The sequence below is a fragment of the Thalassospira sp. MCCC 1A02898 genome, assembly GCF_001618185.1.
GTDB classification, from domain to species: Bacteria; Pseudomonadota; Alphaproteobacteria; order Rhodospirillales; family Thalassospiraceae; genus Thalassospira; species Thalassospira tepidiphila.
Genome location: NZ_LPXK01000007.1, coordinates 22559 through 45949 on the forward strand (window position 1 = coordinate 22559; position 23391 = coordinate 45949).

The 23391-nt window shown below is 55.6% G+C and carries 23 protein-coding genes; 14 read left to right on the forward strand and 9 right to left on the reverse strand.

The window, feature by feature from the left end; translation table 11 throughout:
- Positions 1–44: 44 nt before the first annotated feature.
- Positions 45–311, reverse strand: a complete 267-nt coding sequence (locus AUQ41_RS05195; RefSeq protein ID WP_063087045.1) for a hypothetical protein — start codon at positions 309–311, stop codon at positions 45–47.
- Between the two features lie 245 nt (positions 312–556).
- Here AUQ41_RS05195 and AUQ41_RS05200 point away from each other — a divergent pair, with 245 nt between their 5' ends.
- Both AUQ41_RS05200 and AUQ41_RS05205 read left to right on the forward strand, forming a co-directional pair.
- Complete coding sequence (locus AUQ41_RS05200; protein ID WP_008892208.1) at positions 557–1255, forward strand: HAD-IA family hydrolase; 699 nt, start codon at positions 557–559, stop codon at positions 1253–1255.
- Positions 1242–1715 carry an SRPBCC domain-containing protein gene (locus AUQ41_RS05205; protein ID WP_063087046.1) on the forward strand — a complete coding sequence of 158 codons (474 nt, stop codon included), beginning with the start codon at positions 1242–1244 and terminating at the stop codon, positions 1713–1715. Before AUQ41_RS05200 ends, AUQ41_RS05205 begins: the two co-directional genes overlap by 14 nt.
- Here AUQ41_RS05205 and AUQ41_RS05210 read toward each other — a convergent pair whose 3' ends face one another.
- The gene (locus AUQ41_RS05210; RefSeq protein WP_063087047.1) at positions 1716–2330 is read right to left on the reverse strand and encodes an HAD family phosphatase; all 615 of its coding nucleotides are present in this window, start codon (positions 2328–2330) and stop codon (positions 1716–1718) included. It lies immediately after the preceding gene.
- Between the two features lie 269 nt (positions 2331–2599).
- Here AUQ41_RS05210 and AUQ41_RS05215 point away from each other — a divergent pair, with 269 nt between their 5' ends.
- Positions 2600–3424, forward strand: a complete 825-nt coding sequence (locus AUQ41_RS05215; RefSeq protein WP_063087048.1) for a dienelactone hydrolase family protein — start codon at positions 2600–2602, stop codon at positions 3422–3424.
- 77 nt (positions 3425–3501) lie between these two features.
- Here AUQ41_RS05215 and AUQ41_RS05220 read toward each other — a convergent pair whose 3' ends face one another.
- From AUQ41_RS05220 to AUQ41_RS05230, 3 genes are all read right to left on the reverse strand, one after another.
- The gene (locus tag AUQ41_RS05220; RefSeq protein WP_008892212.1) at positions 3502–4272 is read right to left on the reverse strand and encodes an ABC transporter permease; all 771 of its coding nucleotides are present in this window, start codon (positions 4270–4272) and stop codon (positions 3502–3504) included.
- Positions 4273–4290: 18 nt separating this feature from the next.
- Positions 4291–5076 carry an ABC transporter ATP-binding protein gene (locus AUQ41_RS05225; protein WP_063087049.1) on the reverse strand — a complete coding sequence of 262 codons (786 nt, stop codon included), beginning with the start codon at positions 5074–5076 and terminating at the stop codon, positions 4291–4293.
- 98 nt (positions 5077–5174) lie between these two features.
- On the reverse strand, positions 5175–6197 hold the full coding sequence (locus AUQ41_RS05230) for an ABC transporter substrate-binding protein (RefSeq protein WP_063087050.1): 1023 nt from the start codon (positions 6195–6197) through the stop codon (positions 5175–5177).
- A 283-nt stretch (positions 6198–6480) separates the two neighbouring features.
- Between AUQ41_RS05230 and AUQ41_RS05235 the strand changes: the two genes are divergently transcribed.
- Both AUQ41_RS05235 and AUQ41_RS05240 read left to right on the forward strand, forming a co-directional pair.
- On the forward strand, positions 6481–7194 hold the full coding sequence (locus AUQ41_RS05235) for an ATP12 family chaperone protein (protein ID WP_232308312.1): 714 nt from the start codon (positions 6481–6483) through the stop codon (positions 7192–7194).
- Between the two features lie 308 nt (positions 7195–7502).
- Positions 7503–9674, forward strand: a complete 2172-nt coding sequence (locus AUQ41_RS05240; RefSeq protein ID WP_168173398.1) for a diguanylate cyclase domain-containing protein — start codon at positions 7503–7505, stop codon at positions 9672–9674.
- Positions 9675–9699: 25 nt separating this feature from the next.
- Here the strand turns inward: AUQ41_RS05240 and AUQ41_RS05245 are convergent, their stop codons facing one another.
- Positions 9700–10665, reverse strand: coding sequence for an ABC transporter ATP-binding protein (locus AUQ41_RS05245; protein WP_063087053.1), 966 nt, complete (start codon positions 10663–10665; stop codon positions 9700–9702).
- Positions 10666–11027: 362 nt separating this feature from the next.
- On the opposite strand from AUQ41_RS05245, the gene AUQ41_RS05255 reads away from it, so the two are divergent.
- The 7 genes from AUQ41_RS05255 (at position 11028) to AUQ41_RS05285 (ending at position 18428) form a co-directional block, all read left to right on the forward strand.
- Positions 11028–12560 (forward strand): acyl-CoA carboxylase subunit beta, encoded by a 1533-nt coding sequence (locus tag AUQ41_RS05255; protein WP_063087055.1) that lies wholly within the window; start codon positions 11028–11030, stop codon positions 12558–12560.
- 21 nt (positions 12561–12581) lie between these two features.
- Positions 12582–14582: an acetyl-CoA carboxylase biotin carboxylase subunit gene (gene accC / locus AUQ41_RS05260; protein ID WP_063087056.1), complete on the forward strand. Its 2001-nt coding sequence runs from the start codon at positions 12582–12584 to the stop codon at positions 14580–14582.
- A gap of 281 nt (positions 14583–14863) precedes the next feature.
- Complete coding sequence (locus tag AUQ41_RS05265; RefSeq protein ID WP_063087057.1) at positions 14864–15598, forward strand: HAD family hydrolase; 735 nt, start codon at positions 14864–14866, stop codon at positions 15596–15598.
- A complete protein-coding gene (locus AUQ41_RS05270; protein ID WP_083952734.1) occupies positions 15591–15974 on the forward strand; it encodes a DUF1244 domain-containing protein in 384 nt (127 codons plus the stop codon). Before AUQ41_RS05265 ends, AUQ41_RS05270 begins: the two co-directional genes overlap by 8 nt.
- Before the next feature lie 39 nt (positions 15975–16013).
- On the forward strand, positions 16014–16328 hold the full coding sequence (locus AUQ41_RS05275; protein WP_063087058.1) for an acylphosphatase: 315 nt from the start codon (positions 16014–16016) through the stop codon (positions 16326–16328).
- 171 nt (positions 16329–16499) lie between these two features.
- Entirely contained in the window at positions 16500–17351 is an 852-nt protein-coding gene (locus AUQ41_RS05280; protein ID WP_063087059.1) for a 5'-nucleotidase, lipoprotein e(P4) family, read from the forward strand.
- A gap of 159 nt (positions 17352–17510) precedes the next feature.
- Positions 17511–18428 carry a DMT family transporter gene (locus AUQ41_RS05285; protein ID WP_063087060.1) on the forward strand — a complete coding sequence of 306 codons (918 nt, stop codon included), beginning with the start codon at positions 17511–17513 and terminating at the stop codon, positions 18426–18428.
- Between the two features lie 13 nt (positions 18429–18441).
- Here AUQ41_RS05285 and AUQ41_RS05290 read toward each other — a convergent pair whose 3' ends face one another.
- Genes AUQ41_RS05290 through AUQ41_RS05300 form a run of 3 tightly spaced genes read right to left on the reverse strand, consistent with a single transcriptional unit; the run spans position 18442 to position 21653 of the window.
- Positions 18442–19191, reverse strand: a complete 750-nt coding sequence (locus AUQ41_RS05290) for a DUF4336 domain-containing protein (RefSeq protein WP_063087091.1) — start codon at positions 19189–19191, stop codon at positions 18442–18444.
- Between the two features lie 41 nt (positions 19192–19232).
- The gene (locus tag AUQ41_RS05295; protein WP_063087061.1) at positions 19233–20645 is read right to left on the reverse strand and encodes an FAD-binding oxidoreductase; all 1413 of its coding nucleotides are present in this window, start codon (positions 20643–20645) and stop codon (positions 19233–19235) included.
- 12 nt (positions 20646–20657) lie between these two features.
- Positions 20658–21653 (reverse strand): L-threonylcarbamoyladenylate synthase, encoded by a 996-nt coding sequence (locus AUQ41_RS05300; protein WP_063087062.1) that lies wholly within the window; start codon positions 21651–21653, stop codon positions 20658–20660.
- A gap of 270 nt (positions 21654–21923) precedes the next feature.
- Here AUQ41_RS05300 and AUQ41_RS05305 point away from each other — a divergent pair, with 270 nt between their 5' ends.
- Both AUQ41_RS05305 and AUQ41_RS21265 read left to right on the forward strand, forming a co-directional pair.
- Complete coding sequence (locus AUQ41_RS05305) at positions 21924–23090, forward strand: MFS transporter (RefSeq protein WP_063087063.1); 1167 nt, start codon at positions 21924–21926, stop codon at positions 23088–23090.
- Between the two features lie 171 nt (positions 23091–23261).
- Positions 23262–23390: a hypothetical protein gene (locus tag AUQ41_RS21265; protein ID WP_255356171.1), complete on the forward strand. Its 129-nt coding sequence runs from the start codon at positions 23262–23264 to the stop codon at positions 23388–23390.
- The last annotated feature ends 1 nt before the right edge of the window (position 23391 follow it).

Below are 23391 nucleotides of genomic sequence, written 5' to 3' on the forward strand. Positions count from 1 at the left end.
CTTTTTCGTCCTCCTGATCAAACGGCGTTGGGACACAGTCTGTACTAGGTGTTTTTGCTGTCGAAACGTCTCATGAAGGCGTCATAGACCCGGTTCAGGTGTTGGGCATGAACCGTGTTACCCATGCGTTCACACATTTCGGCCTGGCCCTTGATCATCACGGCAAGCTGTTTGCGGCCGTTTTTGGTATGCACCATACACTCACCCTCCTCAAGGGCGGTGACCAATGGAATATGCTCGCACTCGGCAATAGCCAGCACTTCCTCCTCGGTGAGGTCGCTGAAGTCGATGCAGTCGCGAAGTGTAAGCATGGTCTGCCTCCTGTCGCAGAGAGCCTGCCTCTGTCGGGCAGGGCCCTGTAGGCCAGAATTCAATTGTAGCGCGCATTGCACGGCTAAGACAGTAATACAAAATTCACTTGTGGTTTCTGTTGCTTCCCGCACAGCACAAAAAATGCACGGCAATACAACCGCGGGAGACTCGATCTTTGAAACGCTTTCGATTAGTCTCCGCGTTCCAAAATTCGGGATGCCAAACTTTTGATGAAAGACCCCACATGACCACTGATCCGCTGAGACTTGTGATTTTTGATTGCGACGGCACCCTTGTTGACAGCCAGCACGCCATTGCGCATTGCATGGATCATGCCTTTGCGCAGCACGGTCTGGATTGTCCGGGACTGGAAAACACGCGCACTATCATTGGTTTGAGCCTGCCCGAAGCCATCACAAAGCTGGCAAGCCCGGCACGGGTGGATGAGGACATCATCGCAGCCGTGACAGCGGCCTATAAAACCGCGTTCTTTACCCTGCGCCAGACCCCCGATTTCCACGAGCCGCTGTTCCCCGGTGTGCACGAAGTTCTGATGGAAATCGATGGCCGCAAATGGCTAAGCGGTGTGGCAACCGGCAAGGCCCGTCGTGGTCTTGATGCGGTGCTGGCGCGCAACGAACTTGAAGGCCGCTTTGTCACCCTTCAGACCTGTGACAATCATCCGTCAAAGCCCAATCCCGCCATGTTGATGGCAGCCCTTGAAGAAACCGGGGTCGATGCGCCCAATGCGGTGATTGTTGGCGATACCAGCTATGACATCGAAATGGGCCGGGCGGCTGGCATGATCGCCATCGGGGTTGATTGGGGCTATCATGATGTCGATACGCTGCATAAATCAGGTGCGCACGCCGTCATCAGCCACTTTGATGAACTGACCGCTGCCCTTGATACGATTTGGGAAATTGACCGTGACGCCGCTTAAGAATCCCGACCTTGCTCCGATCCGTTTTGAGCTGACCCTGGCCGTCGATCCTGATGATGCGTTCAACGCCTTCACATCGGGTTTTGGCGACTGGTGGCCGACCGATACCCATTCGATCTCAAAAAAGGACTGCATCACGGTCGAATTCAATGACGGGGTCGGCGGCGAAATCATCGAACGCGCCAAGGGGCAGGATGATATCCCGTGGGGTCGGGTAAGAAGCTGGCAACCGGGCGAACATGTGTCCTTTACCTGGCATCCGGGCTGGAGTGCCGGCGACTTTACCCTGGTTGAGGTGTCCTTTGACCTCAACGAGTTTGGTCGCTGTGTGATCCGGTTGGAGCACAAGGCATGGGAAAATGTCGGCCAAATCGCACCAACCCTTCGCGAAGGCTACCTCAAGGGCTGGGAATTTGCCTTTGGCGAATGTTTTGGCAATTACCTGCGCCAAAAACGCTGATCAGTACAGCTGGTATTCAATCAATTCACGCTGCAATTTGACCGGGTCGCGGAACCAGTGGGTGATAAAGCCCAGTTCACGTGCCTGCTGAATGTTGCGTTCGCTGTCATCGATAAACAGGGTTTCGCGCGGGTTAAGCTTGAAGCGTGAAATCGCCAGATCAAAAATCCGAGGATCGGGCTTGGCGAGTTTTTCCTGACCAGACACCAGAATGTCTTCGAAGTGATCAAGGAACTCAAAGCGTTCCAACGCATGCGGCCATGTTTCCGCCGACCAGTTGGTCAGGGCAAACAGGCGGACCTTTTTGCGTTTTTTAAGGTCTTCAAGAATCCCGACCGTGCGATCAATCGCGCCTTTTAGCATCTCCGGCCAGCGTTCCTGCCATGCGGCGATCTCGTCATGATGCTGCGGATAGCGGTGCTGAAGATCAGGGATGGAATTGGCAAAGCTCAGCATCCCCTGATCATGCAGATGGTTCCAGTGCGGATGGCAAACCTCGGCCAGAAAACGCTCCATCTCCGCGTCGTCCTTGAACATCTTGCGATACAGATAGCGCGGATCCCAGTCGACAAGAACGCCGCCAAGGTCGAACAAAACCGTTTCAATATCGCGCATGTCTTCTCCATCTGGCGGGTTGTGGCTGTTGGGTGCCCCTTTTAATCAGGGGACGTGCGTTGGTGCAAGCGGCAGTTAGGGGACTGAGCGCTGTGTTATCATGATCCTTGTTGCGATTGGCACCGTAAACAAACCTGAATGAAATGCGGTCGCGCCTGAATATAGATGACAGGCCAGATGACAGTAATGTCATTTGCCAACCGGGCGTGCCGTCGCAAATGATGTTGATACGGGAAAACCCGAAAACAGGAATCAGAGGAGGCTAGAACATGTGTACGCTAGACGGATGTGGCTCCCACGAACATCTCGGTCCGCCGCCGAAGGCAACCGATGAAGAACGCCGACTGTTTCTGAAGGGCGCAGTTGCCCTGCCTTTGGCTGTTATTCTTGCCGACCCGATGCTGGCCCATGCGGCCGGGCACGGACTTGATAAAGTAACCATCACCACGCCAGAAGGTGATGAAATGGTCGCCGAAGTCGCCATGCCGGCAACCCTGCCGGCACCGACGGTCATTCTGATCCACGAATGGTGGGGGCTTAATGATCATATCCGCGCGGTGGCGGCTGAATATGCCAAGCAGGGCTATATCGCGCTTGCTGTTGATCTTTATGGTGAGCCGCCTGCCACCACGCCGGATGGGGCGCGTTCCCTGATGTCGTCGATGGACCCGGCGGTTGCGACCCGCAAATTGCAGGCCTCGGTCGAATTCCTGCGTAACCACAAGGACTCAACCGGCAAGGTTGGCTCTGTCGGTTGGTGCTTTGGCGGTGGTTGGTCGCTGAATACAGCACTCGCCACCAATATTGACGCAGCCGTGATCTATTACGGTAACGTCAAAAAGACCCCGGAGCAGGTCGCAACGCTCAATGCGCCGATCATGGGCCATTTCGGCACCCTTGATAAAAACATCAACCGGGAAATGGTCGAAGGCTTCGAAGAATCGCTGCGTATTGCTGGCAAGACCGATTACCAGTTCTTCTGGTATGACGCCGATCACGCCTTTGCTAACCCGACGGGTGGCCGCTATGACGGCGAAGACGCTATGCTGGCCTGGGAACGCACGATGGCCTTCTTTGACGAACATCTCAGCTAATCATCGCCAATGGTACGATGAAAAAAGGCCGGGGTTTCCCGGCCTTTTTATTTGTCTGATGATTGGGTTTTGTGGGCTTAATTCGTCGGATTTCCGCGGTTCGCCCATTTGGTTGACCGGCGTTCGATGACGTTAAAGATTTCGTACATCGCAATCCCCATCACCGCGATCACCAGCAATCCGGCAAACACCAGCGGCATGTTGAATTTCGACGAAGCCGACAACATCAAATAACCAACACCCACATTCGACGCGACAGTTTCCGAAATCACCGACCCGACAAAGGCCAGCGTGATTGCAACCTTAAGGGATGCAAAGAAATACGGCATCGCCCGCGGGAAACCGACCTTGATCAGGATGTCACGCCGCGTCGCGCCAAGGGATCGCAGAACATCGCGCAATTCCGGCTCAAGGGTTGCAAGTCCGGTGGCAACGTTGACCACAATCGGGAAGAACGAAATCAAAAATGCTGTGATGATCGCTGGCACCGTGCCAATGCCAAACCACATTACCAGAACCGGGACAAGGGCGACCTTGGGGACAGAGTTAAACCCGACCAAAAGCGGGTTGGCCGCATCATAAATCGCCCGGCTCGACCCGACCAGCGCACCCAGCACAACCCCGAACACCACGGCAATGGCAAAGCCCGCCAGTGTCGTATAAAGCGTGTGATAGGCATGCATCCAGATCGCTTCATGGAACTGCCAACCGACAATGATGCTTTCAGACGGGGTCGGCAGGACATAGGGCGGAATGTTGAAAATCCGCACAATCAGTTCCCACAGCACGAAAAGCCCGATGGCGCTAAGCCATGGCGTTGCTTTGCGAAGGTTCAATTTCTTTTTCATGACTTTTCCCGCCCTTCCTTATGCTTCTCGCACGTCACGAATGTGACTGCGCAATTCGTGGACAAGATCGGTGAAAGGCTGGGTAAAGGTGGTTTCCTGATCGCGTGGGCGGGGCAGGGTGTTTTCACGTTCCACAAGGATTTTACCCGGGCGTTTGGACATCACATAGATGGTATCGGCAAGGTAGGCCGCCTCACGCAAATCATGGGTCACCAGAATAACCGTGAACGGCTTGATCATCCAAAGGTTCTGCAAGATGTCCCAAAGCTCTTCGCGGGTAAAGGCATCCAGCGCACCGAACGGTTCATCCAGCATCAAAAGATCCGGCTCATGGATCAATGACCGGCAGAGCGATGCGCGTTGCTGCATGCCCCCCGACAATTCCCACGGATATTTGTCTTCGTGGCCTTCAAGCCCGACGGTCGCCAGAAGCTTGCGTGCGCGTTCTTCATATTCCGCGCGATGTTTGCGCAGGCGGTTGCGGTGCGGCTTGACGATTTCCATCGGCAGCAAAACGTTATCAAGGGTCGTGCGCCACGGCAAAAGGGTCGGGTTCTGAAACGCCATGCCAACAATCTTGAGCGGCCCGGAAACCTCCTTGCCATCGACAATGACATTGCCCTCTGATGGCGGCATCAGGCCGGAAACCAGTTTCAGCAAGGATGACTTGCCACAGCCCGACGGGCCGACAACGGCGATAAATTCGCCCTTGTCGATCTTCATGTTGGTGGTTTCAAGCGCCAGTTCATCGCCTTCGCTATAGCGAAGTTTGACGTCGTTGAGTTCGACGAAGCTTTTGGACACTGCAGTTATTCCCCCTGCTTGGCCTGTTCGTATTCTTGTTTCTCTGTCATGGAAAACGGGGCAGTCAGAAAATCCGACTGCCCCGCCTCATAAGATGATTACTTCAGCATGCGGTCTTCAGCAGACGGCATGAATTCATCGGTATAGATGTCATCAACAGACGGCTTGTTCTCAAACCCGAATGCCAGCGCAACCTGATCGATGGCCTTGGCCATACGATCTGCTTTGACAAGGCCCATGCCTTCTTCAAGGGTTGCCGGGGTGACGACGTTTTCATCAATCGCCATCTGCAGACGCTGCAGCTCAAGATCCGGGTTGATCAGTGGATCGACTTCCTTAAGCGCATCAATTGCAGACTGCGGATCGGCAATCGCCGCCGCCCAGCCTTTGACCACACCACGCAGGAAGCCTTTAACTTCTTCCGGGTGGTTTTCCATCATGTCCGGTGATGCCAGAATGCCGTTGCCATAGAAGTCCATGCCAAAGTCTTTGTACATAAAGACGGTCAGGTCGTCCTTGGCAACACCCTGCGCCTGCAGGTTCAGGATCGAGGTGAAATAGTGACCGGAAATCGCATCCACATCGCCACGCACCAGCATCGGCTCACGCAGCGGCGGATCCATGCTTTCCCATGTCACAGCATCAAGGTCGAGACCGGTGGCCGATGCAAATGCCGGATACAGTTTGCGCGACGCATCAAAGACCGGTGCGCCAAGGGTTTTGCCAACCAGATCTTCCGGCTTGGTAATGCCGGAACTTTTCAGCATGAACAGCGCGAATGGCGGGCGATCATAAACCATGAAGATCGACTTCATGGCGCGATCCGGGTTGGATGCGTTGAATTCCACCAGCGAGTTGATGTCAGCAAGCGAAAGGTCATAGGCGCCGCTGGCAACGCGGGTGATCGCACCGACCGAACCGTTGCCCGAGTCAATCGTGACATCAAGGCCTTCTTCTTCAAAATAGCCGTTCTTCTTGGCCAGAAGATACGGTGCCGCCGGACCTTCGTATTTCCAGTCGAGCGAGAATTTGATCGCCATATCTGCAAGGGCCGCATGCGCGCCAAGGGCAACAGCCGCCCCGATAGCAGCCCCCAAAAGTCTGTTCGTAAACGTGGTCATGTCTAAAGAAGCCTCCTGAATGCGGATCGATGAAACAATCCAGCCACCTGATAAATCCAATGCGCACTTAGCAATGGTCATGCCATGTCGCCCGTGCGCCCGCTTTGTCGCGGTTTTGTAACCTTCGCCCAGCAGAGTAAGGGTGTTTATTATTTGGTCAATGGGGCAATTTGATCAAAAATTATACAGAAATTCTTGATAATCGCTCAATTGGCGCTCTTTATCTGGCAAATTATGTGGCAAATCACTTGCGCAATCCGCTGCTTTTGGGCATATGGCGGTCATGCTTACACAATCGATCAAACGTTTCTATAAAAAGGCCGATGCGAGCGCCGATGAAACCGGTGCCGGCTGGCGCGTGCTTCTTGATGGTCGTGCGGTGAAAACCCCGGCCAAGGCGGACTTTTTGCTGCCATCCGAAGTCCTTGCGCGTGAAATCGCTGCGGAATGGGATGCGCAGGGCGAAAAAGTCCAGCCTTCCACCATGCCGATCATGCAGCTTGCCGCGACCGCGATTGACCGGGTGCGCTCGAACCGCGATGCGGTGATTGCGGAACTGACCGGCTATGGCCGATCGGATTTGCTGTGCTATCGCGCATCGTTCCCCGAAGACCTGATCGAACGTCAGGCCAAGACATGGCAACCGCTGCTCGATTGGTCAAAAGACCATCTGGGGGTGGTGCTAACGGTCACCGAAGGTGTGATGCCGATCACCCAGGATGATCATGCATTGCTGCGTTTGCAGGATCATGTCGAAGGTTTTGACGACTATTACCTGACCGCCTTGCACAGTCTGACGACGATTTCGGGCTCCGTGATCATTGGTCTTGCTGTCATGAACCGCAAGCTCGACACCACAACCGCGTTTGAAGCCTCGATCCTTGACGAAGGCTATGCCATGGAAAAGTGGGGCGACGATGCCGAGGCCATCGCCCGTCTCGACCGTCATCGGGCAGAGTTCTTGGCCGCCGGACGCTATCTGGAGTTGCTGGGCTAACCTGCAACTGGCCACGCAAACACCGTGACCCATACAAAGGAGCAGGTAACTGCTCCTTTTTTTAATGCCTGTTTCCTGTGCATGTCGGAGCCTTGTTTATCGGTGTTCTACTTTTGAAGGGATTGCCGATCCGGGGCTTCAGTTCAATAAGTTAGCTCGTTCGGGAAAACGATTTCGCGTCTTCGCTGCAGAATCTGCTTTGCATCAATTTTCAATAGGTATAAAACGATACCTATACATTGGTATCGGTTACTTTGGTTTCCTGAAGGAGACGCCAGTACGGCGACGGGATGAATTTGTCGGTAAACTTGACCAAACAGACAGGAACTGACGCTTGCGCTGCTGGTGCGGCGCCGGTTCTCTATGAGTTTTTCCGCAAGACCCCGTCACGGAACTATTTCGGCGCAGGCGTTTTTGAATTGCTTGGCTACGATCCGGTCGACAGTGACTTTGATCGCACACTGGGTTGGGCGTCCTTGCTTCATCCCGATGATGCTTTGATCTTCGCGCAGCACCGAAATCAACAGACGAAAAATGATGCCAACCGGCGGCTAACATTCCGCTTGCGCCATAAGGATGGCAATTGGATCACGGTCGAAGATTGCGCAACGATCCACGAATTGGCCAGTGGCGATGTTGTGACGTCGGGATGCTTGACCCGTCTTGACGCGGCGCAAACCTTGTCGTCATCGGATGGCACCAGTCACACGCTGCAAAAGGGCGGCAATCTGCACAAGCGCCTTCTTAACTCCCTTGCCGAGGGGGTGGTTGTCTATGACGCCACTGGTACGGTAGTCGAGTTCAATAATACTGCGCTTGAGATTCTTGGTCTCACGGGCGACGAACTTTGCCGAAAGACCGTGCCCGAAACACCATGCACCTTTGTGCGCGAAGATGGTGTGCCGCTGACCCGCGATGAGCTTCCCGGCAAAAGGGTGCTTGCAACCGGTGACCGCGAATATGGCGTTGTGTTGGGGGTCAATCGCCCGAATGGCGAATTTGCCTGGATCCGGGTTAATGCAGAACCCCTGCATAACGAACAGACCGGCACCTTTGACGGCGTCATCGTTTCATTCGCCGATATTAACGATGTCAAACAGGCCCAGGTCGCCTTCCGCGAACGTGAACTGCTGTATCGCCAGATGTTTAGCAACACAACGGCGGTCAATATTCTGGTCGATCCGGCAGATGGCCGGATTGTTGATGCCAGCCGCGCAGCAGAAGAACTTTATGGTTTTGCGGATGGCGGTCTTGTTGGTCGGACGATCCCGGACCTTGATGTCGATGGCGCACCATCCATGCACAGGCATGTCAGTGCGGTTCTCGAACATGGCGCGTTGTCGTTTGTCGTTCAGCATCGCCTGGGGAATGGCGAAATCCGCAAGATGCAGGTGCATGCCGGCCTGATAGAGCTGCATGAACGCAAATACATTCACACCACCAATGTCGATATTACCGAGCGCGAACATTACGAACGCATGCTCAAGGATGCCAACCGCAAACTGGCCGAGGAACGCCAGCGTCTTGATGAAATCATCTGGGGCACCAGCGCGGGCACATGGGAATGGAACGTTCAGACCGGCGAAACCCGGTTTAACGAACGCTGGGCCGAAATCATTGGCTACACCCTCGACGAACTTGGCCCCGTAAGCATCGACACATGGCTGGCATATTGCCATCCCGAAGACCTCGAAAAGTCCGAGGCCGCCTTGCAAAGCACCTTCCGGGGTGAGACCGATCACTATCAGTGCGAATGCCGGATGCGCCACAAGGATGGCAGTTGGGTATGGGTTCTTGATCGTGGCAAGGTCGTAGAATGGGATGCGAGTGGCAATCCGCTGCGCATGTCGGGCACCCACGCCGATATCACGCCGACCAAGGCGGTCGAAGCCGAAATTCGCAGGCTTGCCCAGACCGATCAATTGACCGGTCTTTCCAATCGCTATCAGTTCAATTCAATGCTGTCGCAGATCATTCAGATCAACCGGCGCTTTGAAAAAAGCATCGTTTTGCTGCTGCTTGATCTTGATCGTTTCAAACAAGTGAATGACACGTTTGGCCATCCGGTCGGGGACAAGCTTCTGGTCGAAGTGGCCGAAATCATCAAACGCAATTGCCGCGAAGCCGATGTCGTTGCCCGTCTTGGCGGCGATGAATTCGCCGTGGTCCTGCCATTGATGGATGATGTCCGCGATGCCGCCATTCCGGCCCAACGGATTATCGAGGAAGTGTCACGTCCCCTGATCATTGATGGCAACGAAGTCCATGTCGGCATCAGTATCGGCATTTCGACCTGTGCCGATCATAACGGAACGCCGGACTCAATCTATCGCGATGCCGACAAGGCGCTTTATCGCGCCAAGAATTGCGGGCGTAACCGTTTTTGCTTCTATGTCGAAGGCGGTTGCAACGAATGCGGCGCGCTTGATCGGGAACTGTGCGGCCGATACGCCCTGAACCCGCAAAATCAGGATAACTAGGTAAGGTTGGCGGTCGTTCGCAGGCCTACTGCATCCACTTCGCGATCATCTTGTGCTGCACCGCTGCCTGTGCAGCCACCCGGTAATAGGACAGCAATTCACGCATCGGCGATGACATCCGGTCAAAGCCGGAAATAAACGCCACGATGATACCAACCGATGTCTGGCCCTGGATCACAAGGTAACCGCCAACAAACAGCACGCAAATCGGTGCCAGCGCATTCAAAAGGTTGATCAGCGACTTCATGCCGAACTTCAAGACGAAAAGCTGCATGCGATTATCAAACAATGCGGTGATGCCGTTATTGATCGGGCGAAGCTGTTCGTCATCATCCTTGTCGGTCGACATTTCCGAAAGTTCGTCACTGACATCACGCATCTTCTCAACCCGTGCTTCAATAAGTGCATTGATGCGTTTCTGAATGACCGGCACGAGTGCGACCTGCGGGATCAGGGCGATCACGCCAATAAGTCCAATCATCGGCTCGACACTGATCATATAGCCAAGGCCAAAGATCAGCATGCCGCTATTGACGACCGGCTGTGACAGGCCATCGCCCACAAACCCGCCAAGCTTTTCAATCTCGGACCCGATGATCGAAACCGCACGCCCGTTGCTTTCATCCTGGCTGCCGGCCTCGTTATGGGCGTGCAGGCGCGTTAAGTGCTTGCGGTTATACTGGATCGCACTTTCACTGAGCCACCCTTCGTAAATCCGAAGCACAAACTTGATCCCGCCATGGACGACAATCAGGCCGAGATAAAGGGCGGCCAGCGTGATCAAAAGATCAAAGTCCTGTGGCGTGATGGCGTTATCGACAATCCGGCGTTGTAGCTCGATCGGTGCAATGCCAAGGGCGGCCACCAGCACCGCAAGGCTGCAAACCACAACCTGATGCCAGCCACTCATCCGCCAGACATACCCCCATAAGGAGCTGGCAGGGCGGTCGTCGCCGGTTTTTTCCGGATTGCGCGGGCTGAATTTAAACATGGGCTCAATCGATTGTGGTGACGAAGGCGATAAAGGTATGTTGGTGTACGTGGTCTGGGTGCCCCGGATCAGGGGCGATTGCAGTGTGCACCATAATGCCAACGTCTTGCGCATCAAAATGATCCAGCGGCGGGGACGGGCGGATAAGTCGGGCGGACATGCTGCTCTAGACTTTAGTTCAGCCTGCGCGGATATATCGAAATGACGTTAGGGAAATCAGGCGTTTAGGGACTATTCTGGAGCTCTGTCAGAACAGTAAAAATAATTGGCATTCCAGTACCGAATAATGCTATTTCATTCTCCAGACGCGCATACCGGGCCGAAAAGTGCCAGAAGGCCGACCACAGCAAGGAAAACGCAACATGCAGGATATTGTCGCCAAACTCGAAGCGAAGCGCGCCGAAGCTGCCATGGGCGGCGGCCAGCGCCGCATTGATAATCAGCATGCCAAGGGCAAGCTCACCGCGCGTGAACGCCTTGATGTGCTGCTTGACGAAGGCTCCTTCGAAGAATGGGACATGTTTGTCGAACATGATTGCGTCGATTTCGGCATGACCGAAAACCGCATTCCGGGCGACGGTGTCGTCACCGGCCATGGCACGATCAACGGCCGCCTGGTGTTTGTATTCTCTCAGGATTTCACCGTTTTCGGCGGCGCACTTTCGGGTGCCCATGCACGCAAGATCGCCAAGATCATGGATCAGGCGATGAAGGTTGGCGCACCGGTGATCGGGCTTAATGATTCGGGCGGGGCACGTATTCAGGAAGGTGTCGAAAGCCTGGCCGGCTATGCCGATGTCTTCCAGCGCAATGTCGAGGCATCCGGCGTCATCCCGCAAATCTCGCTGATCATGGGGCCATGTGCCGGTGGTGCGGTCTATAGCCCGGCCATGACCGACTTTATTTTTATGGTCAAGGACAGCTCCTATATGTTCGTGACCGGTCCGGATGTGGTCAAAACCGTCACCCACGAGGAAGTCACCCATGAACAGCTGGGCGGGGCATCGACCCACACCAGTGTTTCCGGTGTGGCCGATCTCGCCTTTGACAATGATGTCGATCTGCTGCTTCAGACGCGCCGCTTCATGGACTTCCTGCCGCTGTGCAACAAGGAAGATCCGCCCGCGCGTCTCTGCGAAGATCCGATCAACCGTGATGACTTCTCGCTCGATACCCTGGTGCCAGAAAACCCCAACATGCCCTATGACATGAAGGAACTGATCACCAAGATCGTCGATGAGGGCGACTTCTTTGAAATTCAGGCCGACTACGCCAAAAACATCATTATCGGCATGGCACGCATGGATGGCCGCACGGTTGGTGTGGTTGCCAACCAGCCGATGGTGCTTGCCGGTTGCCTTGATATCGACAGCTCCAAAAAGGCCGCGCGCTTCGTGCGCTTCTGCGATGCCTACAACATTCCGATTGTTACCTTTGTCGATGTGCCGGGCTTCATGCCGGGCACCGCGCAGGAATATGGCGGCATCATCAAACATGGTGCGAAACTGCTCTATGCCTATGCCGAGGCCACCGTGCCCAAGGTCACCGTCATTACCCGTAAGGCCTATGGCGGCGCCTATGACGTGATGTCATCAAAACATCTGCGTGGGGATGTCAACTATGCCTGGCCGACCGCCGAAATCGCGGTGATGGGGCCGAAGGGGGCGGTGGAAATCATCTTCCGCGCGGATATGGATAATCCGGCAAAGATCGAAGCCCGCACCGAAGAATACCGCGAAAAATTCGCCAACCCGTTTGTCGCGGGCCGCAAGGGGTTCATTGATGATGTCATAATGCCGCATGGCACACGCCGCCGCGTCTGCAAGGCGCTTGGCATGCTGCGCAACAAGGACATCAAGAACCCTGAAAAGAAACACGGCAACATTCCGCTGTAAGACAAATTGGGAGACAGAAAAATGTTCAGCAAGATCCTGATTGCCAACCGCGGTGAAATCGCCTGCCGTGTGATCAAATCAGCCCGCAAAATCGGCATCAAAACCGTTGCGGTCTATTCCGATGCCGACAAGGCCGCCCTTCATGTCCAGATGGCTGATGAAGCCGTTCGCATCGGCCCGGCACCGTCTAATCAGTCCTATCTGATTATCGAAAACATTATTGAGGCCTGCAAATCCACCGGGGCCGAGGCTGTCCATCCGGGCTATGGTTTCCTGTCGGAAAATCAGGCTTTTGCCAAGGCGCTTGATGCCGCCGGTATTGCCTTTATCGGCCCGCCGAATGGTGCGATTGCCGCCATGGGCGACAAGATCACGTCAAAGAAAATCGCGGCTGACGCCGGTGTTTCGACCGTGCCGGGCTATATGGGCGTGATCAAGGATACCGCAGAGGCGATCAAGATCGCCAACGATATCGGCTATCCGGTGATGCTCAAGGCGTCTGCTGGCGGCGGCGGCAAGGGCATGCGTATTGCGCGCAACGATGCCGAATGCCGCGAAGGCTTCGAACGTGCCACGTCAGAAGCCGCAAGCTCCTTTGGCGATGACCGTGTCTTTGTAGAAAAATTCGTCGAAGAACCGCGCCACATTGAAATTCAGGTGCTGGCCGACAAGCACGGCAATGCGATCTATCTCGGCGAACGCGAATGCTCCATCCAGCGTCGCCACCAAAAGGTCGTCGAAGAAGCTCCGTCACCCTTTATCGATCCCGCCACCCGCAAGGCCATGGGCGAACAGGCTGTGGCACTGGCACGCGCGGTGGATTATTGCTCTGCCGGTACGGTGGAATTCATCGTTGATAAAGACAAGAATTTCTACTTCCTTGAAATGAACACCCGTCTTCAGGTCGAACATCCGGTGACCGAACTTGTCACCGGTCAGGACCTTGTCGAATGGATGATCAAGATCGCCGATGGCGAGAAGCTCACACTCAAACAGGATGACGTCAAACTCACCGGCTGGGCCATGGAAACCCGCGTCTATGCCGAGGATCCCTTCCGCGAATTCCTGCCGTCCACCGGGCGTCTGGTGCGCTATCAGCCGCCTGCGGAATCAGACACCGTACGTGTCGATACCGGCGTCTATGAAGGCGGCGAGATATCGATGTTCTATGACCCGATGGTCGCGAAACTGATCACCTATGGTGAAAATCGCGATCAGGCGATTGGTGAAATGCGCCGCGCGCTTGATGCCTATTACATCCGTGGCATCTCGCACAACATCCCGTTCCTGGCCGCCGTCATGGCCAACAAACGCTTCCAGGATGGCAACATCACCACCAACTTCATCGCCGAAGAATATCCTGATGGTTTCTCGGCAGATGATCTGCCCAACGACGATCCAGCAACTCTGATCGTGGTTGCCGCCTACATCAATCAACGCCACGCCGAACGCAATGCCGGCATCACCGGTCAGGTCAGTGACCATCCGCTTGAAATCGCCGAAAGCTGGGTCGCGGTTTGCGGCGATGAACATACCCCGTTCGATATCGAGTTCGATGGTGTTAACGGCGATTACATCGTCGCCATCGGGGACCGCAGCTATGGCGTGGTCTCGGATTGGAAAATCGGCGATCCGCTGTTTGTCGGTGAAATCGACGGTGCCCCGGTCTGTGTGCAGATCGACATCGAAGGGGTGGGCTACAAACTTGCCGCCAACGGCATTCAGCGCCACTTCAAGGTGATGCTGCCACGCGTCGCGGAATTGCAAAAACTGATGCCGTTCAAGGCTCCGCCGGATATGTCGAACTTCCTGCTCTCGCCAATGCCGGGCTTGCTCGTCAAGGTCTCGGTCGAGGAAGGCCAGACCGTCCAGCCGGGCGAGGAGCTTTGCATCCTTGAAGCCATGAAAATGGAAAACGTCCTGAAGTGCGAAAGCAAAGGCGTGGTCAAAAAGATCCACGCCGAACAGGGCGCAAACCTCTCGGTCGACGCCATCATCATCGAGTTCGAAAAAGACGAATAAGCCACCCGATCCCTCTGGGGTGATGCTTGATCAAGGCGCTGTCCGGGTTTTCGGATGGCGCCTTTTTTGGGTCTGAACCCTAACCTGTTCAAACACTTGTGTTTTCAAGGCCTTTCCGATCCGTTTCACGCATATTAAATACAGATAACGGGGCTTTACGGGGCGTTTGCACTGCCATATGGTCGTGAATTGAGGCCGTAATACCCTGTGAACATCGAGGTTGACTGCCAACGCATTGAACGTGCCTGCGGCCATCCAATAACAAGAAACGAGGCTTAAGAATGTACAAGCTGATTGCTTTTGATGGCGACGATACCCTGTGGCACAACGAGCCACTTTTCCGCCAAGCCCATGTGCAGCTTCGCGAAATGCTGGGACATTATGTTGATCCCGAGCTGGTTGATGATCGTCTCTATCAGGCCGAGTTGGCCAACCTTTCCATCTATGGCTATGGCGTGACGGGCTTTACCCTGTCGATGATTGAAACGGCGATCGAATTGTCTGATCGTAAAATCAGCGCCGAAGACATCCACAAACTGGCCGAAACCGGCAAATCCATGCTGCGTGCGCCCACCCGGATCATTGACGGGGCCGAGGAAGTGCTCAAGCAATATGCCAAGCACCCGAATTACAAGGTGGTCCTGATCACCAAGGGCGATCTGATCGCCCAGCAGCTCAAGATTGATCGCTCAGGGTTCGAGGACCTGTTTGACGGGATCGAGATTGTCTCGGAAAAGGATCCGCTGACCTATCGCAACATCTTTGGCCGCTATGGCGTTGATCCCGAGGAAGCGATCATGATCGGCAATTCGATGAAATCCGATATTCTGCCGGTCCTTGCGTGCGGGGCGACCGCGATCCACATTCCCTATGAAATCACTTGGGTCCATGAAATGGTCGATCAGACAGAGATCGACAATGACAAGGTCATCACGGCCGAAAGCATTGCCCATGTGCCCGGGATTATCGAGAAACTCGAAAACCAAAAGACCAGCGGGAGTATGGAACATGTCTGATTGCGCCGGTTCTGAAATGTCCACCGAGGCCGTCTTGGCCAACGGCCCGGCGGCCGATCTTGATCCGCAAACCAAGCTCGAACTCGAAGCCGCTGCCTTTCGTGGGCTGGTCACGCACCTCCAAGATCGCAAGGATGTTCAGAATATCGATCTGATGAACCTTGCCGGGTTCTGCCGCAACTGCCTCGCCAAATGGTATCTGGCAGCTGCCCGCGAACGCAGTGTTGCCATGGATTATGATGGGGCGCGCGAAGTCGTCTATGGCATGACCTATGACGTCTGGAAGGATAACCATCAGGCGCCGGCGTCTGATGAACAGAAACAGAAGTTTCAGGACACCGCCCATCTCCATGCCAAAATCCCCGGCGCGAAATAAGCCCGGGATAAAACCATCGACAAGGGAGGAGGCCCGATCATGACCGATACAAGCCCCGACCCGTCAACGGGGGATGGTAACATCGCCGTCCACGCCCGGATCGAAGGCCGGGTGCAGGGTGTGTGGTATCGCGCCTGGACCGTCGAAGAAGCCCGCAAACGCGATCTGACCGGCTGGGTGCGCAATCGCAATGATGGCTCGGTCGAGGCGGTGTTTTGTGGCCCGGCCAAGGTGGTGCAATCCATGATCACCGCCTGCCACGATGGCCCGACCCATGCGCGTGTTGATCGCATTCACGAAGAACCGGCCCTTGAAGACGGGTTCGCCACGTTTGAAAAGCGCCCAACCGCCTGAAACACAGTGTACGCCAAGGCGTTGGCGGTTTTGTTAAACCGATTGCAAAAGCCTTTTTCCAATTGATTTTGGAAAAAGGCTTTTTCTTTATCGCACTGCGGTGGCATGGTTATGAAATCCTGACTGCATGGTCAGACGCAATGCGTCGGGAAATCAACAGGGAGACTACACATGACCTTTATCGCAAAATCATTTGGCGTTGCTGCCATTGTTGCGACCAGTGCGCTTTGCGCGTTCGGCGCACAGGCAGAGCCGGAACAGAATGACGGCCTGAACGGCACGCTGTGGCTGCAGACCTCGGTCGAATACAAAACGACCGCCATGTCGGTCTATGCCGGTGCCACCCGTTTGCTTGATGCCGCCATTGGCGATCACAGCTGGACCGCAGCGCTGGAGCAGGACGGCAACTATATGACCAAGCCGCCGGCAGTTATCCTCGACGTTGATGAAACGGTTCTGGATAACTCCGCCTATCAGGCATGGGTTGTCACCGACAAAACCCATTACAGCTCCAAAACCTGGGCGGCCTTTGTGCATGACATGATTTCCACCCCGACCCCGGGTGCGCTGGAATTCACCAAGGCGGCCGCTGCACGCGGTGTGGAAGTCTTCTATGTCTCGAACCGCAAGGCCCCGGAAGAAGAACCCACCATCGAAAACCTCAAGAAATATGGCTTCCCCTATGCGGATGAAAAGCATGTCATGCTGCGGGGCGAAGTCGAAGAATGGGGTTCGAACAAGACCCCGCGCCGGGCGGCTGTGGCCGAAGACTACCGTGTGATCATGCAGTTTGGTGACAATTTCGGTGACTTCACCGACGAAATTGATGGTTCGATTTCTGAGCGTCTCGAAGTCATGGAAAAATACGGCAATTACTGGGGCGAACGCTGGTTCATGCTCCCGAACCCGAGCTACGGCTCATGGGAAGAAGCCGCCTTCGGTGGTGACTGGGGCAAGTCCGGCGACGAACGCCGCCAGGACAAACTCAATGCCATGACCCCGTGGGCAGGCCCGGCCGAGTAATCCTTGCCGCCTAATTACGTTAAAGGGCGTCCCAACCGGGGCGCCTTTTTTATATCTCACTTTCTGCGCAACCTCCGGGGTTCATCTTTGTCGCGCAATGGTGTTAGAGTCATTTTAACCGCTTTGCACGCGCCACCATGCGTCACCACGCAGGATGTTATGAAAGCGACTGCCAACGCCACCACCCCGCACCGTGATCGTGTCCCACTGGCTGTCGGAACGATCATTTTTACCGTCTTCGCCCTGTCGCTGGGTGATGCGCTGATCAAGCAATCGAGCAGCCAGTTCGTCATCTGGCAAATATTCGTCGTCAGATCGGCAATCGCCATTCCCTTTCTGGTGGGCTATCTGGCCATTCGTGCCCCGTCGGCCTTGCGTCTTGGCCATGCTTTTGGCTGGACCACGTTGCGCAGCCTTTTACTGGTGGTGATGTGGGTTTGCTATTATCTGTCGCTGCCACATCTGACCCTGTCTGTGGCGGCGGCAACCTATTATACCTTGCCGATTTTCATCACGCTGTTTAGCGCCATCACGACCCGAACCAAAATCAGTAAAACAGGCTGGCTTGCCGTCATAATCGGCTTTGTGGGCGTGTTGTTTATTCTGCGTCCGGATGCGGGAAACTTTAATGGTTATGCATTGTTGCCGCTGTTCGCGGCCATGCTGTATGCGGTGGCGATGATCTTGACCCGCACCAAATGCCGGGACGAACATCCGATCAAGCTCTCGCTTGCGCTGAACATCGCCTTTGTCGCGGTCGGGGCCATTGCTGCGCTGGTGATCAGCCTGCTGTCTGATGACATGCGCGATGGCTTCCTTCTTGCCCCCTGGAGCACCATGACCTTAACCGGCCTGGGCACCATGGCGATCCTTGCGGCCTCCATCCTGATTGGCAGCATCGGGGCAGCCATTGCCTATCAAAATGGCCCGCCCGCCATGATCGGCACGTTTGATTTTGCCTATGTCGGGTTTTCGTTTGTCTGGGGTGTGGTCTTCTTTGCCGAAACCCCTGATGCCTTGTCGCTCGTCGGTATTGTCCTGATTGTCGGGGCGGGGATTATGGCCCTTCGGCAGTAAAATCAGACTTCGGTTACTTCAGAACCCAGGAAAAGGCGCGCTTAAGTTCCGCCACGGCATTGGTGTCGTAACAGCGCCCATGCGCCAGAACCACATAGTCGGGCTTCCAGTCAATCATGGTGTGGACGGCTTTGCGCACGCTGTCCTTATAGCCGGCAAAGGTCAGGCGCATATCACGTGGTGTGCTGCCATGCGGGTCCATGGTGCCAAACAGCCTGACCATAAACCGCCAGACCGGGCTTTTGATTTTAGGTGCTTCGAAGTTTTCGATCAGGTCGGTCAGGATCAGGGTTTTGGACGCGGGATGGAAAAACACCGCCTCGTTCAAATAACTGCCGCGCACCAGAACCTGTTCGATCTCATCGGCCCACTCAGACTCCGGCGTATCGGCAAGTTCCGCATCAAACGCAACCGCGATCCCAACCGATTTGGCGCGCTTGATCACACCGGGCGCACAGAACGCCTTTGCATCCGGATAGGCCTTTTGCCAATCGGGCACACCGGCATAATGGATGGTGTTGGGCGCAATCAGATAGGCAACCTCACCCAGCGCATCGACCTCGGCCTTAAGCGTTTCATTGAGCCGTATCGGCGAATGGACAAACAGTTTACCGCTTTGAAGGCGGATAACCGTCATCCGGGTCGGGAAGGGCAGTTTAAGCCCGGCATACTGAAACCCGATAACCGGACCATCAAAGATCCAGACATTTTCAGCAATCGGTTTGGCGTGATCAAGCGGGGCATAGGTCTCGACAGAGAACATGGGGCGATCTTCCATCTTTAAGGCGGCGGCGGCAGCGGCGATTATACAACCTTGCCCGGATTAAGCCTGCCATCTGGATCAATTGCTGCCTTGATCGCATGCAGCAACTTCAGTTTTTCCACACTGGCATAATGCGCAAGCTCGTCGCGTTTTAGCTGCCCGATGCCGTGTTCGGCACTGATCGATCCGCCGAGCTCGGCAACAATGTCGTGAATGACGCTGTTCAGGCTTTCCCACTGCGCAAGATAGGCTTGCTTGTCCATGGTGGCGGGCTGGGTGAAGTTGAAATGGATATTGCCATCACCCACATGGCCAAACGGGCAGGGGCGAATGCCGGGTATCAGCGCATCCGCACTCGCCATGCCGCGTTTCAAAAGCTCGGCAACCTTTGAAACCGGCACCGACACATCATGCTTGATCGATCCGCCTTCATAGCCTTGCGCCTCGGGGATGCCTTCGCGGATCGCCCACAGGTTTTTACGCTGTGCCTCGGACTGGGCAAGGGTCGCATCCGTGGCAAGCCCGATCTCCACCGCCTGCGCCAACAGATCGACCAGAAGTGTTTCCAGGTCATCCTTCGGGCGCGACGAGGTCAGCTCGATCAAGACATGCCAGTTCGTCTTGGTCGCAAGCGGCCGCGTCAGGCCCTTAAGATAGGTCACCGACAGATCATGGGCAAAACTGCTGATCAGCTCAAACGCCGCAATCGCATCTCCGGTATGGCGGCGCGCAAGTGCAAGCAAGTCAATCGCACATTCCGGCGACGGCACGGCAATCCAGGCGGTGGCGATGTGTTTTGGCTGCGCAAAAAGCTTTAGCGTCGCCTTAGTAATGATGCCAAGCGTACCTTCCGCGCCGATAAACAGATCGCGCAGGTCATAACCGGTATTGTCCTTGCGAAGCTTGGATAACCCATTCCAAACCGTGCCATCGGGCAACACGACCTCAAGCCCAAGGCAAAGATCACGCGCATTGCCGTATCGAATAACGTTCAACCCACCGGCATTGGTCGCAAGGTTGCCACCAATCTGGCATGTGCCCTCGGCGCCGAGTGACAGCGGGAAAAGCAAATCCTGCTCCTCGGCGGCTTCCTGAATGTTTTGCAGGATCGCACCGGCCTCGACAGTTGCGGTAAAATCACGCTCGTCAATCTCGATGACGCGGTTCATGCGTTTGAGGTTGATCAGGACCTGCTTATGATCGGCAACCGCACCGCCGCACCGTCCGGTATTGCCACCCTGCGGGACAATCGCGATGTCATGTGCTGCACAAATGGCAACCGCCTTGGCGACTTCCTCGGTGCTGGCGGGAAACAGGATGATCTCGGCATGGCCTTCAAACTTGCCGCGTGCCTCTGCATTGTGGGTGGCCAGAATGTCGCTTTCCATGCTGAAACCTTTGGGTCCCAGCAGGTCCTTTAATTCATCAAGTGCGGCTTCTGGCAGGAACGACATGGCGCTGTTCCTTTACTTGGCATCATGCGGCGCGCGCGGGGCGCTCGCGCGTTTCAGGCGGTCATTGATCGCAATGCCCAATCCAAGATCCGGGATCGGTGCAATCGCAATCCCGGCAAAGTGGCTCTGATCGGCTTCATGTAGCTTGGCAAAAAGATTGGCGGCGGCCTCGATATCATTGCCCGATTTCGAGAGCCACAACACCGCATCAAATCCCTTGGTATTGCAATCGCCAAAGCCGAGCAGGACCTCATGTCCGTATTTCGCTGGATCGGCGGTGGTAGCGTCAAGCCGCACGGGAAGACCCGGCGCATAATGGCTGGTCATCATGCCGGGGCTTTTGGGTGCGGTATCATCGCTTTCCGCCATGACAACATCCGTACCCAGCAGTTCCGAAACCTGATCGGCTGTCACCCCGCCGGGGCGCAGCATCACCACCCGATCCGTGGTCAGATCAATCACCGTGCTTTCAAGCCCGACACCACATGGCCCGCCATCGAGGATCATACCAATCGCATTACCCAGCGACTGCGCGACATGGGCGGCAGTGGTCGGGCTGATCTTGCCAGACCGGTTGGCGGATGGGGCGGCGACAGGGCGGCCCACCGCGCGCAACAATTCGCGCGCCATCGGATGGGCCGGCACCCGAACGGCAATGCTGGGAAGACCGGCTGTCACCAGATCACAAACATCACTATCGGCTTGGCGCGGCAACACAAGTGTCAACGCACCCGGCCAAAATGCCGAGGCCAGCTTGTCGGCCCGCGCATCAAACACCGCATGCTTGGCCGCCGCATCTCGGTCGGGAAAATGGCTGATCAGCGGATTAAAGCTTGGCCGTTTTTTGGCGGCATAAATCCCAGCCACCGCATCGGCATTGGTTGCATCCGCCCCAAGCCCGTAAACCGTCTCGGTCGGAAAGGCCACCAGCTCACCGGCGCGCAGCTTCGCTGCCGCCTGACTAAGGGCACCTTCGGAATAGGGACGGATGGTCAAAGCCGGGGACATCAAGCATTCCATGAAAAATATAGCGCTATGAGATACCTAGCGATGATGACCCCGAATGACAAGCTGCAACATCGACAACCGCAAATTGCGCGAATGTGGATTGAAAGGTCCGCTGCTTCGAATTAACGTGGCCACCGACAGGAAGAACTGCGACAAAAACGCGGTTCGCACTTGGTGAGTGTCAAGGCCTGCAAATCCGATTTTCGACCTGTCGCCAGACACCCGTGTCAGGTCCCCGAACGGTGCCATGCATCGCAAGGAGGGCCTTTCATGCCAGCCAGACTGTTTTTAAAATCAACATCAATCCCGCCTGCAACGGCGATGTCGCTGGCCTTGGTCAATCTTGCCTCCTTTGTGTCGCAAGTGATCCAGATCGGGGTGATTGATACCTTGTTGCCGCTGGCGCTGACCAATGCGGGGCTGGGCGAACAACATGGCGGCATGATGCTGTCGCTGTACTGGATTGCCGATCTGGTTGGCGGATTTTTTGTTGCCGCCATCCTGCGCAAAACCCATCCCGCGATCCCGCTTTTAATCAGCAGCGCGTCCTTCTGTCTTTTGATTGCGGTTGTGATGTATGCGCCGCAATCGGTTTGGGTTCTGCCGGCAACACTGTTTGCCGGTGTCGGCCTGATCCTGCGCTGGGTAATCTGTGACGGGCTGATTGTGCAACTGGCACCCCGCGACAAGGTCGGTCGTGTTGTCGGTTTTCACGAAACCCTGATGGGGCTGGGGATTGTTCTTGGCCCCATCCTGATTGGCTGGTTGGGTGATGATGCCTTTGCCATGTCAGGTCTGGCGGTGTTGGCAGGCGTGATTGCGCTTGCATGTGCGTTTTTCCTGCCGACCATCGAAATGGCGTCCACAGGCAAGGGGGCCGGGGCCGCATTGCGGCGCTGGATGGATAACTGGGATCTGGTGGTCATCGCCCTGGTCGCAGGCTTCGTTGAAATCTGCTTTTTGTCGGTTTTACCGCTTCAGGCCCAACGCGATACCGGGCTTGCCGACGCCGGTTTGTGGATGGCGGCGGTATTTGTCTTTGGTGGAACCGTTTGTCAGCCGCTGGTGGGCTATATCTCCGACAAGGCAGGCCCAACCAAACTGGCCTCTCTGTGTTTCGGGCTGCTTTTGATCGGTGCTGTGCCAATGGCAGTGGCCGGATATGGCGTGATCGCCGCGTCCATCCAGTTCATTTTGGGGGTTGCTGTCGCCGGGCTTTACACCGCGGCTGTCCTGATTGCCGCCAGCGGGCGCGGGCAGGGATATCAGGTCGGCGTGCTGGTGATTGTCTCGCAAAGCTATACGCTGGGCGCAATTGTCGGTCCGTCGGCGGGGACATCGCTTCTGGTGATGGTCGGAAGCTGGGCCTTGCCTGTTTTGGTGTTGGGTGCTGCGGGGCTGTCTATCGGGCTTTTGATGCTGCGCCGTCAGAGCTAGCTACGGGGCTTCGGCAATTAAACACCACCCCAAAAAGCGCAGAGCCGCCATGAAAATGGCGGCTCCAATTTACGCTCTAGCCCGGTTTCGCCCCGCGGTGGTGAAATCGGACCGCGTCGCCGTGATTCCGGCGGCTATTTACGTCACCTACACTCTGTGTGGCGATAAGGAATGGATAGCGCAAAGCGTCCTGAAAGTCAAGAAAACTGCGGGGTGGAGCAGTTTCAAACTTTCCCGAAAAATGCCGGTCTGATCGGTATTGCAGCGCGGGATCGGCAAGCTTTTGATGCGGCTTTGTAAT